The 16,415-nt window shown below is 63.1% G+C and carries 9 protein-coding genes; 7 read left to right on the top strand and 2 right to left on the bottom strand.

Going from position 1 to position 16,415, the window contains the following annotated elements; all coding sequences use genetic code 11:
- Positions 1-36: 36 nt before the first annotated feature.
- Together ABF757_RS00045 and ABF757_RS00040 are read right to left on the bottom strand one after the other, a co-directional pair.
- Positions 37-4,308, bottom strand: a complete 4,272-nt coding sequence (locus tag ABF757_RS00045; protein WP_415480394.1) for a translocation/assembly module TamB domain-containing protein — start codon at positions 4,306-4,308, stop codon at positions 37-39.
- On the bottom strand, positions 4,308-6,257 hold the full coding sequence (locus tag ABF757_RS00040) for an autotransporter assembly complex protein TamA (RefSeq protein ID WP_415480514.1): 1,950 nt from the start codon (positions 6,255-6,257) through the stop codon (positions 4,308-4,310). Before ABF757_RS00040 ends, ABF757_RS00045 begins: the two co-directional genes overlap by 1 nt.
- A gap of 343 nt (positions 6,258-6,600) precedes the next feature.
- Here ABF757_RS00040 and ABF757_RS00035 point away from each other — a divergent pair, with 343 nt between their 5' ends.
- From ABF757_RS00035 to ABF757_RS00005, 7 genes are all read left to right on the top strand, one after another.
- Entirely contained in the window at positions 6,601-7,692 is a 1,092-nt protein-coding gene (locus ABF757_RS00035) for a lysophospholipid acyltransferase family protein (RefSeq protein WP_415480393.1), read from the top strand.
- Positions 7,693-7,864: 172 nt separating this feature from the next.
- Positions 7,865-9,283, top strand: a complete 1,419-nt coding sequence (gene miaB / locus ABF757_RS00030; protein WP_415480392.1) for a tRNA (N6-isopentenyl adenosine(37)-C2)-methylthiotransferase MiaB — start codon at positions 7,865-7,867, stop codon at positions 9,281-9,283.
- Positions 9,280-10,377 (top strand): PhoH family protein, encoded by a 1,098-nt coding sequence (locus ABF757_RS00025; RefSeq protein ID WP_025861037.1) that lies wholly within the window; start codon positions 9,280-9,282, stop codon positions 10,375-10,377. Before miaB ends, ABF757_RS00025 begins: the two co-directional genes overlap by 4 nt.
- Positions 10,361-10,915, top strand: coding sequence for an rRNA maturation RNase YbeY (ybeY, locus tag ABF757_RS00020; protein WP_025861036.1), 555 nt, complete (start codon positions 10,361-10,363; stop codon positions 10,913-10,915). Before ABF757_RS00025 ends, ybeY begins: the two co-directional genes overlap by 17 nt.
- Positions 10,912-11,844, top strand: coding sequence for a hemolysin family protein (locus tag ABF757_RS00015; protein WP_415480391.1), 933 nt, complete (start codon positions 10,912-10,914; stop codon positions 11,842-11,844). Before ybeY ends, ABF757_RS00015 begins: the two co-directional genes overlap by 4 nt.
- 117 nt (positions 11,845-11,961) lie before the next feature.
- Positions 11,962-12,597: a thioredoxin domain-containing protein gene (locus ABF757_RS00010; RefSeq protein ID WP_415480390.1), complete on the top strand. Its 636-nt coding sequence runs from the start codon at positions 11,962-11,964 to the stop codon at positions 12,595-12,597.
- A 40-nt stretch (positions 12,598-12,637) separates the two neighbouring features.
- On the top strand, positions 12,638-16,415 hold a 3,778-nt coding region (locus ABF757_RS00005), incomplete at its 3' end, for an AAA family ATPase (RefSeq protein ID WP_415480389.1).

Below are 16,415 nucleotides of genomic sequence, written 5' to 3'. Positions count from 1 at the left end.
TTTTCCTTCAGCCTCAGGCGCTAAGCACCGCTACAATCAGTAGCGGTGCTGCCAAAGAATACCCACGCTGCTGCCGGGATCGTTTTCCGGGGTGGTAAAGCCGGTCACGTTGCCGCCAGTGCCGACGGTGGTATTGAGCTTGAGGCTCTTGGTCAGATCCACCTGAACCTGTGCCTGTGTGCCGGAGCCCGATGTGGCCTGCTTGGCCCCCACGTAAACCCCTTTCATGACATATTTGCCGGCTTCCACACTGGCACCGCCACCGCTGCCATTAGCGTTGGAACCATTGCCCCCGCCAATGGTCAGCCTGTCCAGATGCAGGGTCTTGCGGAGCGTTCCCATGGGGTCGAAAGGGGTCAACCCGGTCAGTGTGGCCACCGCCGCACCGAGTTCCACCATCTGGGTCGATGACAGGGAGCGTGCGTCCGTGCCGAACAGCAGCATGGCCAGAACCTGGTCCTGTGGCTGCGGCGGTAGGGATTCGAAGGTGATCTTGGGCGAACTGGCATATCCCCCCACCTTGAGCATGGCCGTTTCGCCATTAACGACACGATCCGCCTGAAAATCGAGCGTTGGGTCAAGCTTGTGGCCAACCCCACTCCCGTTGAACGCCACCCGCCCCTTGGTGAAGTTGAGCGAAATGCCCGCCAGATTGAAGTTACCCCGCTTGAGGGTAAAGCCCCCACCTACCTGCGGGGCCTGTGCTGTGCCGGTGATTTTCAGACGGCCCGCCATTTCCGCATCCAGCCCGTGGCCACGCACGAAAAAACGCCCCGGTGAGATCAAATCGAGCGACAGCGCTATCACGGTTTTATGCACGCTGGCGGCACGGGCTTCTTCCTCCTGCTCGGGCTTTTCCCCCGGTCGGATTACATCAAGCCGCGCAACAGAGGTTGGCAGGGAGTTGGGGATGTTCACTTCAACATCCTTAAGGGTCACGCTACCCACCACATCCATACGGCCCCGCGCCTGCCCGCGCACGCTCAGGTCGGCATCAAGCACGGCGGTCAGCAGGTCGCTGGCTATGGGGCGTGCATTACGGGCCATCAGTTTCATGTCTATAGGCAGGCCGGGTTCCGCAATGCCTATGGCACCGCTGGCCTCCACCGTGCCAGACCCCGCTTTGGCCGTGAGGGACTGTATAACCAACCGCCCTTCGTTACCAACCAGACGCCCATTAATATCCGACAGATGCACCCCGGCGGCGAAATCCTGAAAATCCGCCTTCTCCAGCGTTACGGCACCGCTCACACGCGGGGTTGCCAGACTACCCTGCAAGCGCAGCCCCATACGCGCCTGCCCCAAGGCCTGCCGCCCCTGCGCTCCCAGCACACCATTGGCCAAGCTCAGGTCCAGCGCACCATCGGCCATCACATCAAGCCCCGAGCGCCCATGCAGGGGCACCGTGCCTGTGGTGCTCAGGTCAAACTTGCTACCCGCATGGGCATGCCCGCGCACCGAGGCGGTATTACCATTCAGGGTCGCATTCAGGGTCAGCCCCAGAGGTGGCACCGAGGCCACAGCCAGACTACCCCCCATGCGCAGGCCATTGCCGGTCAGGTTAACCTGACCATGCGGCTGAGCCAGTGTGCCCGTAAGGGCTGCGGAGGCCGAGACCACACCCTGTGCCCTCAACCCCGGCGAGAACGGCTCCGCCAGCGCGGGTGTCAGATTCCGTAGGTCAGCATTTAGGGTGAGCGTGGGTTTGATATGCCCTTTGATATCCAACACCGCATTTTCACCACCCGTTACAGCCCCGAGCGTAGCGCGCAGGTGATCAACCCCCATGATTGCACCATAGGTCAGCACCGCAGGCCCCTGCAGCTTCAGGTTTTCGCCTCTGGCGGTGGCGTTCAGCCGCCTGAGTGTCACCTTCTGATCCGGCACATCCAGCAGAGCCTCAGTAGCCAGAGACAGGGGTTTCCCCCCCCAACTGGCAGGGCCCACACCGGCATCCAGCACCATGGCATCCAGCGGCCCACGCGCGCCCAGATGCGCACTGCCCGTAATGCCCTGCGCGGCTATGCCGCCAAGCTTGAGCGACAGGTCAACAGCCGGTTTGCCTGCCGGGTCGCGCACATCCCCCTTGAGGGCAAGGCTGTCCAGCCGCATATCGGCCAGACTGGCGCGCCCATCCAGCCGGGCATGAACCACCGGCACATCGCCCGTGCTGTCGGTGCTGAGGCTGGCTGTCAGGTTACCTGCCAGCGGCTTGCCAATAGCCGGACGCAAATCGGCCAGTTTGGTTATCTTGAGACCAAGTGACCCCATGGGAATCACCTCGCCCGGTTTCAGGCTCAGTTCACCCTCACCCTGCAGGCTTTTCCATGAAAGCGCGGTCAGGTTGAAACGGTGCGCACCGTCCTCCTGCTGGTCCATGGTCAACCCGAAGGTCAGGGGCGCATGATCCATGGTTCCATGCAGGTCCACCGTGCCTTGCGGCACACCCGGCAGATCGCGCAGCGCTGCATCCAGCACCATCGGGGCTGGGGTCATTTCCGCTGTGCCGGGGTTGCCCTGTACATGCACATGGGCCGCAAAATCCTTCAGCGGCCCCTGCGCTGTCAGCCCCACATCCAGTCCACCGCGCAGGAAGGGCAGCGCCATCGACAGGTCTGGCAACCCGGCCGAGGCCGATACATCCATATCCCGCCCGGTATCCATCCGGCCCTGCGTTTTCAGGTGCAGTCCGCGCCCGTCCAGCGTCAGACTTTGTAATTCTATCCGCTGGCTGGTAGGCTGGGGCTGTGGTTTTTTTTCCGCGGGCAACGGCGTGATATCCGCCGCAAGGGCAAACTGACCATCCGGCCCAATCAGCCCGGCCAGTTGCGGTTGCCCCCCGGCAATACCCAGCGTGCCGGAGGCCGTAACCTGTGTTGCACCATCCGCCTTCGCGGGGCGGGCCACATGGGCCTCCAGCCCGGCCTTGCCCCTGAGGGCAATACCCAGAGCCTCACCCAAGGGCAGCAGATCAGGCAGTTTGAGTGTAAGCGCTGCTGTCTGCGGAGCGGCTGTGCGTGCCTGTGCTGCCAGTTCCAGCAGCGGGTGGTTCAGGCTCAGGCTCAGGGGTTTGCCCTCAGCCTGAGGCAACAGCCGGGCATCGAGTTCCAACGGGGCGGCGGCCAGAACGAGCGGGGCCTTGCCGGGCACGGTCACGCCATCGGCCTTTACGCTCAGGTGTAAAGCCTGCGCCAGAGCCTGCGCTGCCGTGCCTTCTCCCGTAAAATGCGCCTGTAAGGTGCCAATGCTACTCCCGGCAGCCACCAGCCTGTCCACGCTCAGTTCAGCATTGCCAAGCGGTGCGCTCATCATCCCGCTGAGATGGGCCGAAAACGCTATGTCTTTCCAGCCCAGCGTATCGGATAGGGTAAGAGCGGGCACGTGAGCCTGCGCATCCAGCCGGTCCATGCGCCCGTCTACCAGATCAAGCACACCATCTGTCTGGGCGGTTGTGCTGCCCGCCTGTGCGCTCACATGCAGCGCCGCTGCAGCAACCGGCCCGGCAAGGTCCATCTGCAACGCAACAGGGGCAAGCTGCGCCATATCCAGACGGGTGGCCAGAAAACCATCCACTCCATCCTGCGCTTTCAGGTGCAGTTCCAGCCTGCCGCGCCCCGCCGTGGTGGCAAGTGAAAGCATACCCGCTCGATCAAGCCGCTTGAGGTCCAGACCGATATCAACACCGGGAATTTTGGTCAGGCTAAAATTACCGACCACAACCCCCAACGCACCCAGACGCCCATGCCCGGACAGGCTCAACTGGGCCGCCTGCCCCATGACTGGCGCCCCAAGCGTGATCTGCCTGACCGACAGCTTGCGAATATCGACCCCCAGCGCATGCCATGAGGGTGTGCCGGTTTCCGGTTCGCTCTTGCTCTCTTCCGAAACCGGCAGGCGCGTCAGATCGAGCGTATCCGCTGTAAACGCGTTAACGCGCGCCGTCCGCCCCAGCAGCGCCAGCACCGACCAGTCCAGATGCAGGTCGCGCAGGGTCAGCCATGGGCCTGTCGCATCGCGCACTTCAAGACTTTGCAGGCGGAAATTGTCAGGAAACCGCCCAGAAATACCTGCTACACGCACCATGCCGCCTGTCAGCGCCTCGGTCTGGCGTAGCAGCACCGCCCGGCCCGCCCCGGTATTGGCCCAGATAAGCAGCCCCGCCACAACCAGCAGCACAAGACCGACAAGCCCGCCAAAAACTGCCAGAACAATACGCCCCACACGCCGCCACAGGGCGCGTGGTGGCTTGCCCGGCGCGGAAGGCGAGTTGGGATTGGTAGGAGGGGTAGCCTGTTCCTGCCCGGTCATCAGAACGCTTCCCCCAGCCCGATATACAGATCCCATTTATCGCCCTGCGGCGCGCGGTTCACAGGCACCGCTACATCCAGCCGCACAGGGCCAATAGGCGTATAGTACCGCACGCCTGCACCGGTACCGACACGCAGCGTGCCATCAAACGGCATGGAGCTTTCACCCACCTGACCGGCATCGGCAAAAAGCGCCATGCCGAAACTGTGCAAAATCCGCTGCCGGTATTCGACCGACCCTGCATCAATGGACGTACCGCCGATGGCATAGCGGGTATTGCCATATTGTGGGCCGACCCCCTGCCAGCGATAGCCACGCACCGTAGCACTGCCCCCGGCGTACATGCGCTGGTCAGGCGGGATGTTCCAGGTGCTGGCCCCCTGAATACTGCCAATGGTGCCCCTGAAAGCCAGAATACTACGCCCCGGCCGACTGATGCCCAAATGGGTCAGATCGAAATAGGTGGAGGCGGATGCGTTCATGACCGCAAAAAACGACGTACCCTCGCCTTTCGTGCCCAGTGAGAGCGAAGGCGTAACCCCCAGACTGAGCCGCATGCCATGGGTTGCAGGCTCAATCGGGTTACCCACCCCCGTATTGTCAAACGTGGTGGAAACCGGCACGGACAGGATGGTGTAATCTCGGGTCACACCAAACTGTTCGATAGATTCCTGCTCCGCCGCCAGCCCGAAATTACCGTTCCAGTTGCGCGCAAGCGGGCGGGCCACACCCCCGCGCACCAGCAGGGCTGTCTGCCGGTATGACCAGAAAAGCTGACGCAAGCCTTCAATACGCGCACTCAGATTCTGGTTGCGCTGAAGAAAATCAGGTTTCGAGAAATCGGCATAGACATCGTAGCCCAGCCCCTGCTGCGCGGAGCCGCCAAGCCCTGTTACCAACGCTACAAGCCGCAGGCGTTCGGCATTACCCAGCAAGTTGAAATGGGTCCAGTTCACACCAGCCCGCGCGCCGAGGTCGGTTGAATAACCTGCCTCTGCCCCAACCGCGTGGCGCTTGCCTTCGCGGAAGGAAAAATCCAGCGGCATGGTACCGTCTACCGCCGTAGAAGACCCATCCTTTACGCCCACACTGGAAAACACACCCAGATCTGTCAGGTTCTGGCGGGCCTCTTCTATTTTAGAAGGCTGGTATAATTGCCCTTCCTGCACGGTCAGCCGCCGCCGGATGAAGGACGGATGCACTTTCTGCAACCCATCGAGCGAGATATTGCCGATATTGAGCATGGGCCCGGGTGTAACGGGATAGACAATATCAAGCGTGCGGGTTTCGGGACGAAGATAGGCCGTGGGTTTTTCCACCCGTGCCAGCGCATGCCCACTTTCGCGCAGGGCGTCGAGCAGTTGTCCGCCACCGCCCAGCACGGTCTGGGCTATGGCGGGTTGTCCGGTAACAAGGCCCAGCGCCTTCATCTGTGCAGGGGTAAGTTTTGGTGGTTGCCCGGTCTTGTCGTCCTTCAGGGTAATAAGGCCCAAATGATAGAGTGGACCTGTGTCCACACTCACCCGCGCCTCAATTTTTTCACCCTTGGGTACATTGGCGATCCAGTTCGCCAGGTCCTGCGACTTGCCATTAATGGAGGGGCTGTTCAGCACGGCGGCATCGTCATCCGCCTGTGCGCCAGATGTTGTGGGTTGTGCAGGAGTTGGCGTTGCCTGCCCGCCCGCTTTCGGGCGCGACAGAACAATATGCACAGTGCCATCGTAATAGCCGCAGCTTTCCAGAGCCGTACGCAAGCGGTCATATTCATCACGCACGCGGCCTGCGAGCGCAAACGGCCCCACCGCCTGCGTGGACTGTAGGGCCAGCAGATCGGACGACGCCTTGAGCGCCGTATCCAGATCTCCCTGCCCCGTACTAACAAGGTCGGTAACATAAGGCTGCGGATCAGCGGCGTTCGCTCCCGTTGCCAGCACGCCCCACAGGATCATCCCTGCCAGAACGCGATTCCCCCTGATCTTAAACCGCCCGTAAATAGCCTTGCCCCGCCCCGTCACCACACTCTGTCAATCATCTGCAATCTCGAACCTGCATGTCTCCTGACATGCCCTAAACCGCCAGTTCGCTCCATAGTTTCATAAGGGTAACGCGCTCCTTAGCGCCACACCATGACAAAAATACGCCCCTGAACATTCACTGTCTCTTCTGTGGCAATACGAGACGGATTGTCCACCGCCCCCGGTTCGCGGTATGGGAGGGCATGTTTGCGTGTTTTCACCGGATGACCGTTCGCGTCCTTTGCCCGGCAGGCACGTGTCTGGCAAAAGCAGGACCATGATCAGAACCCAGCCTGACCACTCACGCGCCCCGGCCTGCTCTTCTTCCGACCAGCCCCATGCTTCCGATCTATCCGGCATTCTGCCTGCACCTGCAAACGCCCTTAGACGGTGGATAGCGCAGGTGCGTGCTGGCCTGCGGCTGGGCGCACTGGTTGTATGGGTGCCGCTCTCCGTTGGGTTTGAGGCCTGCCTGCTGCCCGTGCCCGGCACGGCAAAAATCCGCTGGACCCGCGTCATCTGGGGTGTGCTGTGCAAGATACTGGGCCTGCGCATTCGTGTAATCGGCCAGCGGGCTGGCACTGTTGGCGGCCCTGCGGCGCGCAAGCGGGGCGAACGCCCGGTGATTTATATCGCCAACCACATGTCCTGGCTGGATGTACCCATTCTTGGCACGCTGCTGCCCTCCGTATTCGTGGCCAAGGGCGATATCGAGAAATGGCCGGTCATGGGGCTTATCTCCAAGATCGGGCGCACGATTTTCGTCAGCCGCCAGCGCAACACCACGGGGCGTGAGCGCGATGAGATGATCTCGCGCATGAACGGTGGGGACAATCTGGTTCTCTTTCCCGAGGGCACGTCCTCCGACGGCTCACGGGTGCTGCCGTTCATGTCCGCTTTTTTTGCCATCGCCAAAGCCCCGAAGCTCCGCGCCAAGGATGCGGTCGAGCTTAATACTCCCGACGACTCCAGCATGACCCCGCTGATCCAGCCGATCTCCCTTGTTTATGATCAGTTGGACGGCCTGCCGCTGTGCCGTTTCCGCCGCCCGGTTTTTTCGTGGTACGGCGATATGGATCTGGGGCCACACGTCTGGCAGCTTCTGCAGTGGCGGCATGGCCGCGCCACGGTCGTGCTCCATGAACCGCTCGACCCTGATCTTTTCCCAAGCAGAAAGGCTCTGGCACAGGCGACATGGAAGGCCGTGGCCGAAGGGGCCGCCACCCTGCGCCAGCACAACCCGCCCCGCGTGCTGCCCGGCCGGTTCGACCCCGCAACCCTACCTGCCGCTTTTCTGCCTGCGCATGTAAGAAAAACAAAAGCCGTACTTGACAGGCTGGCCTCCTTTTTTGCTTCAATACGCAGGTAAAGCCGGATCGCATCAGGCACTCCGGGTCTTGCACGAAAGTATGGAGGCCACGCCCTGTCAGGCATCGCACTGCTCCTTTTTCTTTCGCATGGTCACGCAACAGCGCCACACGTGAGAAAAGACGCTTGACCTGCGACGCCACTCGGTCGATTCCGTCCCCCTGCCGCACGGAATGGGCCTGCGGCACAGTGGAGCGCCTGCCATCATGACCGCACACCCCGTAAACGCACATCCGGCACGCGGCCTGCATGTCATTACATGGGGGTGCCAGATGAACGTGTACGACAGTGCGCGCATGGGCGACGTGCTGCGCCCGCTGGGATACGCCCCGGTGGATGCCCCCGATCAGGCGGACATGATCATCCTCAACACCTGCCATATCCGCGACAGAGCGGCGGAAAAGGTGTTTTCCGAACTCGGGCGCCTGCGTCTGGTCAAGGAAGCCCGCAAGGAAGCCGGGCATAGCACCATTATTGCCGTGGCTGGCTGCGTGGCGCAGGCGGAAGGTGAGGAAATTCTGGCCCGCGCGCCCTATGTCGATATCGTATTGGGGCCGCAGACCTATCACCGCCTGCCAGAAATGGTGGCCCGCGCCGCACGCGCGGGCGGCCGGGTGATCGAAACCGAGTTTCCGGCAGAACAGAAATTCGACTTCCTGCCCGAAAGCGAAGCCCCGCAGACCCCCGGCAACCTCACCGCTTTCCTGACCATTCAGGAAGGCTGCGACAAGTTCTGCTCTTTCTGTGTGGTGCCCTATACGCGCGGCGCGGAAAGCAGCCGCCCCGTGGTGTCCGTGCTGGCGGAAGCCCGGCGGATGGTCGCGTCCGGCGTGCGCGAGATCAGCCTGCTAGGCCAGAACGTCAACGCCTATCATGGCGAAGGCCCGGATGGTACCATCTGGGGGCTGGCACGGCTGGCCTATGCGCTGGCTGAAATCCCCGGCCTTGTGCGCATTCGCTACACCACCTCGCACCCGCGCGATATGGATGACGCCCTGATTGCGGCACATCGGGACCTGCCGCAGCTCATGCCCTTCCTGCACCTGCCCGTGCAGTCCGGATCGGACCGGATTCTGCGCGCCATGAACCGTGGCCACACGGCAGATGAATACCGCGACCTCGTGCGCCGCCTGCGCGAAGCCCGACCAGACCTCGCCCTGTCTTCGGACTTTATTGTCGGGCATCCGGGTGAGAGCGATGCCGATTTCGAAGCCACCATGGAACTGGTGCGCGATACGGGGTTTGCGCTGGCCTATTCCTTCAAATACTCCCCCCGTCCCGGCACGCCCGCGGCCGGTGCAGGCATGCAGGTGCCCGAGGATGTGAAGGACAGCCGCTTGCAGGCCCTCCAGCAGCTTTTGCGCCAGCAGCAGGACGCCTTCAACCAGACCATGGTTGGCCAGAGCATGCCTGTGCTGTTTACCGGCACGGGCCGCAAGCCCGGCCAGATCGCAGGACGCTCGCCCTGGCTCCAGCCGGTTCATGTGCAGGGTAGCCCCTCGCTGATCGGTCAGGAGATCATGGTGCGCATTACCGAACGCCTGACCAACTCCCTTGGCGGCATTGTGGAAGAAGAAAAGGAATACGCTTGAGCCAATCGCACGCGCCGCACTCCGTACCGGAGGCACCCCTTCCCGCGATAGGCGAACAGCCTGTCACCCTTCAGTTCGACAACAACGCCCTGCTGGCCCGCCTTGTAGGCGACCATGACCGGCACCTGCGTTGTCTGGAGGAAGGGCTGGATGTGGAAGTGGCGCGGCGCGGCAACCGGATTTCGATCCGGGGGGTGCCCGCCCATACCGGCCTCGCGCGGCAGGCCCTGAGCGCGCTGTACCAGAAACTGGCAGCAGGCGAGACCATCGATACCAGCACCGTGGAGGCCATCATCCGTATGTCCCGTATACACGAGAGCCGCTCCCCCGCCCCTCTGGCGCGCACCAGCGCACCGGATACCCTGCCCGAAGATGGCGACCTGCCGCAGATTCGCATGCGGCACGGCACCATCGAACCCCGCTCGCCGGGGCAGGCCATCTACATGAAAGCCCTTGCCCGCAAGGAACTCGTTTTTGGCATCGGCCCAGCGGGAACGGGCAAGACCTATCTGGCCGTAGCACAGGCCGTGGCCATGCTGCAGGCGGGCTCCATAGACCGTATCATCCTCTCCCGCCCCGCGGTGGAAGCTGGTGAGCGGCTTGGCTTCCTGCCCGGCGACATGAAAGACAAGATCGACCCCTATCTGCGCCCGCTTTACGATGCCCTGCACGACATGCTGCCGGGCGATCAGGTCATGCGCCGCATGGCCTCGGGGGATATCGAAGTCGCACCTCTGGCCTTCATGCGCGGGCGCACGCTCTCGCACGCCTTCATTATTCTGGACGAAGCGCAGAACACCACCATCGCGCAGATGAAAATGTTCCTGACCCGCCTAGGTCCGGGGTCGCGGATGGTGGTCACGGGCGATCTGACACAGATCGACCTGCCCGATGGCACCACATCCGGCCTGCATGATGCGGTCGAGACGCTCGAAAACGTCAAGGGCGTTACCATCACACGTTTTGACGCAACCGATGTCGTCAGGCACAAGCTGGTCGCGCGTATTATTGAAGCTTATGATGCAAAGGCGGCGACCAGCAGGACTCCTTCCCGCAACAAGGGTCGCCAGGAGAAAAATGGAACCGCCAAGTAGCCAGGGCCATATCCACCAGATGGATATGGCATGCGGGAACGACCAGCCCCGCCCGGATTCCCTTCTGGGGGAAGAAACATTGTCCGACGGATTTGCCGCCACACCAGAAATTCTGGTGCGTGATCGCCGGTGGCGCTGCCATGTCCGCGAGCCTGAAAAGCTTGTGTGGCGCGCTCTCGCCGCCTGCGCCGATGCAGGTGGCCTGCCCGGCACGGTCGTACTGGCAACAGACCGCGAGGTGCGTGAGCTCAATGGGCGGCACCGTGGCCGCTACAAGCCCACCAACGTGCTGACATTCGACCCGCCCCCCGGTTACGAGGGGGGGGACATCATCCTCGCGCTGGAAACGGTTTTGCGCGAGGCGCGCCGCGCAGGACGGCCGGTGGCCGATCATCTGGCACATCTGGTCGTGCATGGCAGCCTGCATCTGGCCGGGTATGACCACCACCATCCGGGTGACGCGCGGGAAATGGAAATGCGCGAGGCGCGTATCCTGTCACGCCTGTCGGTGCCCAACCCGTGGAAACCCCGCTCATGAGCGAGCATGAGGGCAATGCCACGGACCGGGGCGAGCCAGCGGGACGGAAGTTTTTTTCCTTTTTCCACCGCCGCAAGCAGCCCTCCAACCTGCGCAACTCCATCGCCGCACTGGTGCAGCAGGCCGCCAACGAGGCAGACAGCGCCCAGAACGGCGAGCAGCCTGAACTGGACCGACAGGAACGCGCGCTGATCGCCAATGTGCTGCGGCTACGCAATATCTCAGCCGATGACGTGATGGTGCCGCGTGCCGATATCGTGGCCATGCCGGTTTCGATCAGTCTGGACGAGGCACTGGCCATGATGCGGCGCGAGAACCACTCGCGCATGCCTGTCTACCGCGATCAGCTTGATGACATCGTGGGCATGATCCACGTCAAGGATCTGATCGCCTATGTTGGCACCAGCGAGGCGTTCAGCCTTGAAGCCCTGCTGCGCCAGCCCCTGTTTGTTGCCCCGCAACTGCCCGTGCTGGACCTGCTGTTGCAGATGCGCCAGCGCCAGACGCACATGGCCCTTGTTATTGACGAATATGGCGGCATTGACGGTTTGGTGACGATTGAAGACCTGATCGAAACCATTGTGGGCGATATTTCGGACGAGCATGACGAGCCTGCCGCCGTCATGATCACCCCCCGTCAGGATGGCTCTTTCGATGTGGATGCCCGCTGCCCGGTGGAAGAATTCGAACGCGATATCGGCTCCATTCTGACCGACGCGGAAAAGGAAGCCGAAATCGAGACCATTGGCGGGCTGGTATTCCGCATGGCGGGGCACGTTCCCGCCCGTGGTGAAGTGCTGACGCACGAAAACGGTTTTCTCTTTCGTGTGCTCGATGCCGATGCCCGGCATATCCGCCGGGTGCGGGTACGCCGCCTGACACCCCAGACAGAAGAAACCACTCCGCCCAGCCCTGTCTCCCCTACCTGAGACCCGGCACTAAACGCGGGCTGGCACTTCCGAAGCACGATCAATGGTTGACGTGTGGCTTTTCTGCCGTCATGGCTGTCTGCTTCGGTTGTCACCAGTCAGGAAGGCTTGGTTTCCATGTCTTTTTCACGCCGCTCTTTTCTTGTTGCCACAGGGGCCGCCCTCTCCACCGCACCCGTGTGGAATCGTACTCTCGCGGCAGCCCAGACACCCGATGCGTCGGTCGATCCGCTCTTTGCCCCGCGCCAGCTGGGCAACCCCAATGCCAAGGTGGTGGTCGAGGAATGGTTCTCCCTCACCTGCATCCACTGTGCTCATTTTGCTGAAAACACGTTCCCTCAGGTTAAAACCAACCTGATCGATACGGGCAAGATCCGCTACGTGTTCCATGACTTCCCCACCGACCAGACAGCCACCATCGCCGCCATGGTTGCTCGTGCGCTGCCGGTTGACCGCTACGAGCCCTTCTGCTCCTCGCTGCTGTCCAGCCTCGACCGCTGGGCCTATGACCGCGAAGCCAACCCGATGACGGAACTGAAGAAAATGGCCGCTTTCGCGGGCATGCCGGGCGATGTGTTCGACAAAACGGTAGCAGACCAGAAGCTCATGCAGTTCATTCTGGACGGGCAGAATCAGGCAGAGACCAAATACAATATCGATTCCACCCCCACCTTCCGTTTCAACGACACGCTTCAGGTCTCCAGCGCGATTTCCTACGACGAGTTCGTCAAGGATCTGGCCAAGGCTGGCTGAATAACGACACGCCAGCCTTAGGCCTGAATAAAGCGCGATCATGACTGTCCGTTTCGCCCGGCTCCGCATTGCTGGTTTCAAAAGCTTTGCCGACCCGGTTACCGTGGAAATCCTGCCCGGCCTGACAGGCATTGTCGGGCCGAATGGCTGTGGTAAGTCCAACGTGGTGGAAGCCCTGCGCTGGGTCATGGGCGAGTCCTCTGCCCGCTCCCTGCGTGGCGGCGAAATGGACGATCTCATTTTTGCGGGCACCGCCACCCGCCCGGCCCGCACATTGGCCGAAGTCACCATTACCCTCGAAGGCACAAAGGGCTTCGGCCCGCAGAATTTTGCGGAACTGGATGAACTCCAGATCAGCCGCAGAGCCGAGCGGGGTGCAGGCAGCGACTACCGGATCAACGGCCGCTCCATCCGCGCGCGTGATGTGCAGACCCTCTTTGCCGATCTGGCCTCGGGCGCGCGCTCCTCGGCCATGGTCAGTCAGGGCCGCGTGGCCATGCTGGTGGGCGCACGCCCTGAAGAACGGCGGGGTATTCTGGAAGAAGCCGCAGGCATTACCGGCCTGCACGCCCGTCGGCATGAGGCCGAACTCAAGCTGCGCGCCACGGAAAGCAACCTGACCCGTGCTGAAGACCGCCGCAAGCAACTGAGCGAAAGACTGGGCGAACTGGCCGACCAGTCACGCGAGGCCGAGCAGTACCGCACGCTCTCCGCCGCCCTGCGTGAAGCCGAAACCGAACTGCTGGCCCTGCTACATGCCCGCGCCCGCCTAGCCGTGCAGCGCGCAGCCGATACCGTGGCACAGGCCCGTCTGGCACTGAGCAGCCGAGAAGAAGCTGCCGAAACCTCCGTTATGGCCGAGTTTGAGCGCCGCCGCCGCCTACCCGCCCTGCGCGAACAGGCAGACGCCGCTCGCACAGCACTGGAACGCTGCCGCGTGCTGGCCGAAGGCACCGCCCGCGAGGAAGAGCGCGCCCTGACCCTCGCACGCGAGGCCAATGAGCGCCTGACCCAGCACGAAGCGGATTTGCAGGCCGCCACAAACCGCCTGACAGATGCCCGTAGCGCGCTCGAGCGTACACAGGCCGAAAAAGCCGAAATCGACGCAGCAAGCGCGACCCTGCCCACCCGACAGGAAGAAGCCGCCACCCGGCAGGAAACCCTGCGGCTTGAGCTGGAAAGCACCGAGCGTGACCTCGCCGCCCTGACGGAAACCCTCAATATCGCGCGGGCACAGTATACCCATGCGCAGGAAGAACTAGAAAACGCCAGAGCACGCCATAGCCTGACCACACAGGCCCTGAGCGCGATCGAGGCCGAAGTGGCCGAGCTTGAAGCGGCCCTGCCTTCAAACGAAACCCTGCTGGCCATTGCCGCAACGGCGGAAAGCACGGCACTCGCCGCCCAGCAGGCCCGCACCACGGCAGATGAAAGCGAACGCCAGCGCGCGCAGCGCGCCATGGAACTGTCCGTGGCGCGCAGTCAGGCCGAGGCCGCCCGGCAGGCACAGGCCGAGCAGAAAGAAAATATCACCCAGGCCCGCCAGCGGCTCGACAGTCTGGCCAAGGCCCTGCAACAGGCCGAAACACGCAGGGCCGAAGCCATGGCGGCACTGGTCAGCCCCGCAACCCTCGACCACCTGCGCCTGACGGAAGAAGAAGCGGCCAAGGCCACGCAACAGGCTATTGAAGCCCTTGAAACCGCCGAACAGGCCCGCCTGCAGGCCGACACACAACTGAACGAAAGCAGCCGCGCGGCACAGGAGGCCGAAGCCCGCCACCGCAACGCCACGGAAGCACTCCGCGCTGCGGAAACCGCCCTGTCCCGCGCGCGGCAGGAAGAGCAGGTTCTTTCGCAGGAGTTGGAAAAAGCCCGCGCCGAAGCCATGCCGGATTCGGTGCTGGAAGAAGCCCGACAGGCCCGTATGGTGCAGGAAAACAGCCTGCAACAGATCAGCCAGTCGCTTGAACAAGCTGAACAGGCCCTGCCGGCACGCCGCGAAACGCTGAGTGCCGCGACCGCGCGCCGCACAACACTCCAGACGGAACTGACCCGCCTGCACGCTCAGGCCGAAGGGCTTGACCACGCGCTGGATGAGGAAGAGCCACAGGCCGGAAGCCCCGTTTCCGCCCAGCTTTCCGTGGAAGAACAGTATGAGCCCGCACTGGCCGCAGCGCTGGCGGACGGGCTGGATGCCTCCACCACCGAAACCGCCGTGCGGGGCTGGCGTCTGCTGGCAGCCGCAGCCCCCCCGCCACTGCCTACCGGCACAACGCCACTCAAGGCGCTGGTAAGCGCACCGCCGGAACTGGAGCGGATTCTGACCTTTACCGGCCTCGTGCCGGACAATACCGATGCCATAGCCCTTCTGCCCTCCCTTGCTCCGGGGCAATGCCTTGTCTCCCGCGCGGGTGATCTATGGCGATGGGACGGTTTTTACGCACGCGCCACAGCTACAGGTGGTGCTGCCCGCAGGCTGGCCCAGCGCCGGATCCTGCGTGAAACCCGCGCCCGGATTGACGCTCTTCAGGCTGATGAACCCGCACTTGAGCAGGCAGTAGAGCAGGCCGCGCAGGCCGTGCAGGAAACCGAACGGGCCATTGCCAACCTGCGGGGCAAACGCGCCACGGTGGAGCGCGCACTGCAACAGGCCCGCACGCATGAAAGCGAGACAGGCCGCCGCCACGCCTCCTCCCGCGCGCGGCTGGACACCATTCAGCCCCAGCAGGAACGTGTCGCAGCCGCCCGGCTGGAAGCGGAATCCGCTCATGCCCGCGCGCAGGAAACTCAGGCAGCCCTGCCCCCCGTGCATGCACCGCGTGAGGCCTTGCAGGCCGCGCAGAATAAGCATGCCACAGCACAGGCCAGTGAACAGGCCGCCCGCACGCAGCTCCGGCAATTACAGGCCCGCCTGCAAACCGCACGGGATGAACGGGCAGGCAGCGAACAGAAGCACGCTGCCGCACAAGCCCGGCTGGATACACTCACCCCCGAATGCGCCCGCCTGCGCGATGCGCATGCCAGCGAACAGGCCGCCTTTGACGTGCTGGCCCAGCGCCTTGCCACCATCGAAGCCGACCAACAGGCGGCCCTTGCGCTGGAAACCGCCACACAGGCACTGAACGAAGCAGAACAGACCGCCAAACAGACACTCGAGCAAGCACGACTGGCCCAGCAGGCGGCCGACTCTGCGGCCAATGAAAACCAGCGCAGCCGTGAACACGCAGCAGACCTCCGGGGCCGTCTGGCGGGTTTGACACCACGCATGGCGGAGTTGCGTCAATCGCAGGTCGAGACGACCGAACAGGTTGTTCGGGCGGAAAGCGCGCTTCAGGCCGCCGCCATTCCCGCCGAAACGGAACAGACACTCGAGCAGTTGCGCGCCAGACGGCAGGAATGCCAGACTAAACTGGACGCCACGCGGGAAGAGCGCGCAGCCCTGCTGGCCGAAAGCACAGCGCTGACCAACCGCCGCGCCGCAGCCGAAGCCGCGCTGGAAGACTGGGGCGCACGCGCCGAAACCGCCAACCGGGAAGAAGAGAGCATCCGCCAGCGTATGCAGGACGTGCGGAGCGAACACGAACGCCTGTCCACCCTGCCCGATGCCGCCCGCCAGCAAAAACAGCAGACCCAGCAGAACCTGACAGAAGCCGAGGAAGCCCACGCCGCCGCCGACAAGGCCCGCGCCGTAGCCGAAGAAGCCCTGACACAGGCAGGTGAGCAACGCCACAAAGCGGAAGGCGAACTGGCAACCGCGCGTGAAACCCTGCTGAAAGCCGAAGGCCGCAGCGAGCAGGCCCGGGCCATTCTGGACCAGT

Origin of the sequence: Acetobacter papayae, assembly GCF_047721125.1 — a bacterium.
Taxonomy (GTDB): Bacteria; Pseudomonadota; Alphaproteobacteria; order Acetobacterales; family Acetobacteraceae; genus Acetobacter; species Acetobacter papayae.
Note: the sequence above shows the minus strand (reverse complement) of the source record. Positions and strands in the feature narration are given on the sequence as shown.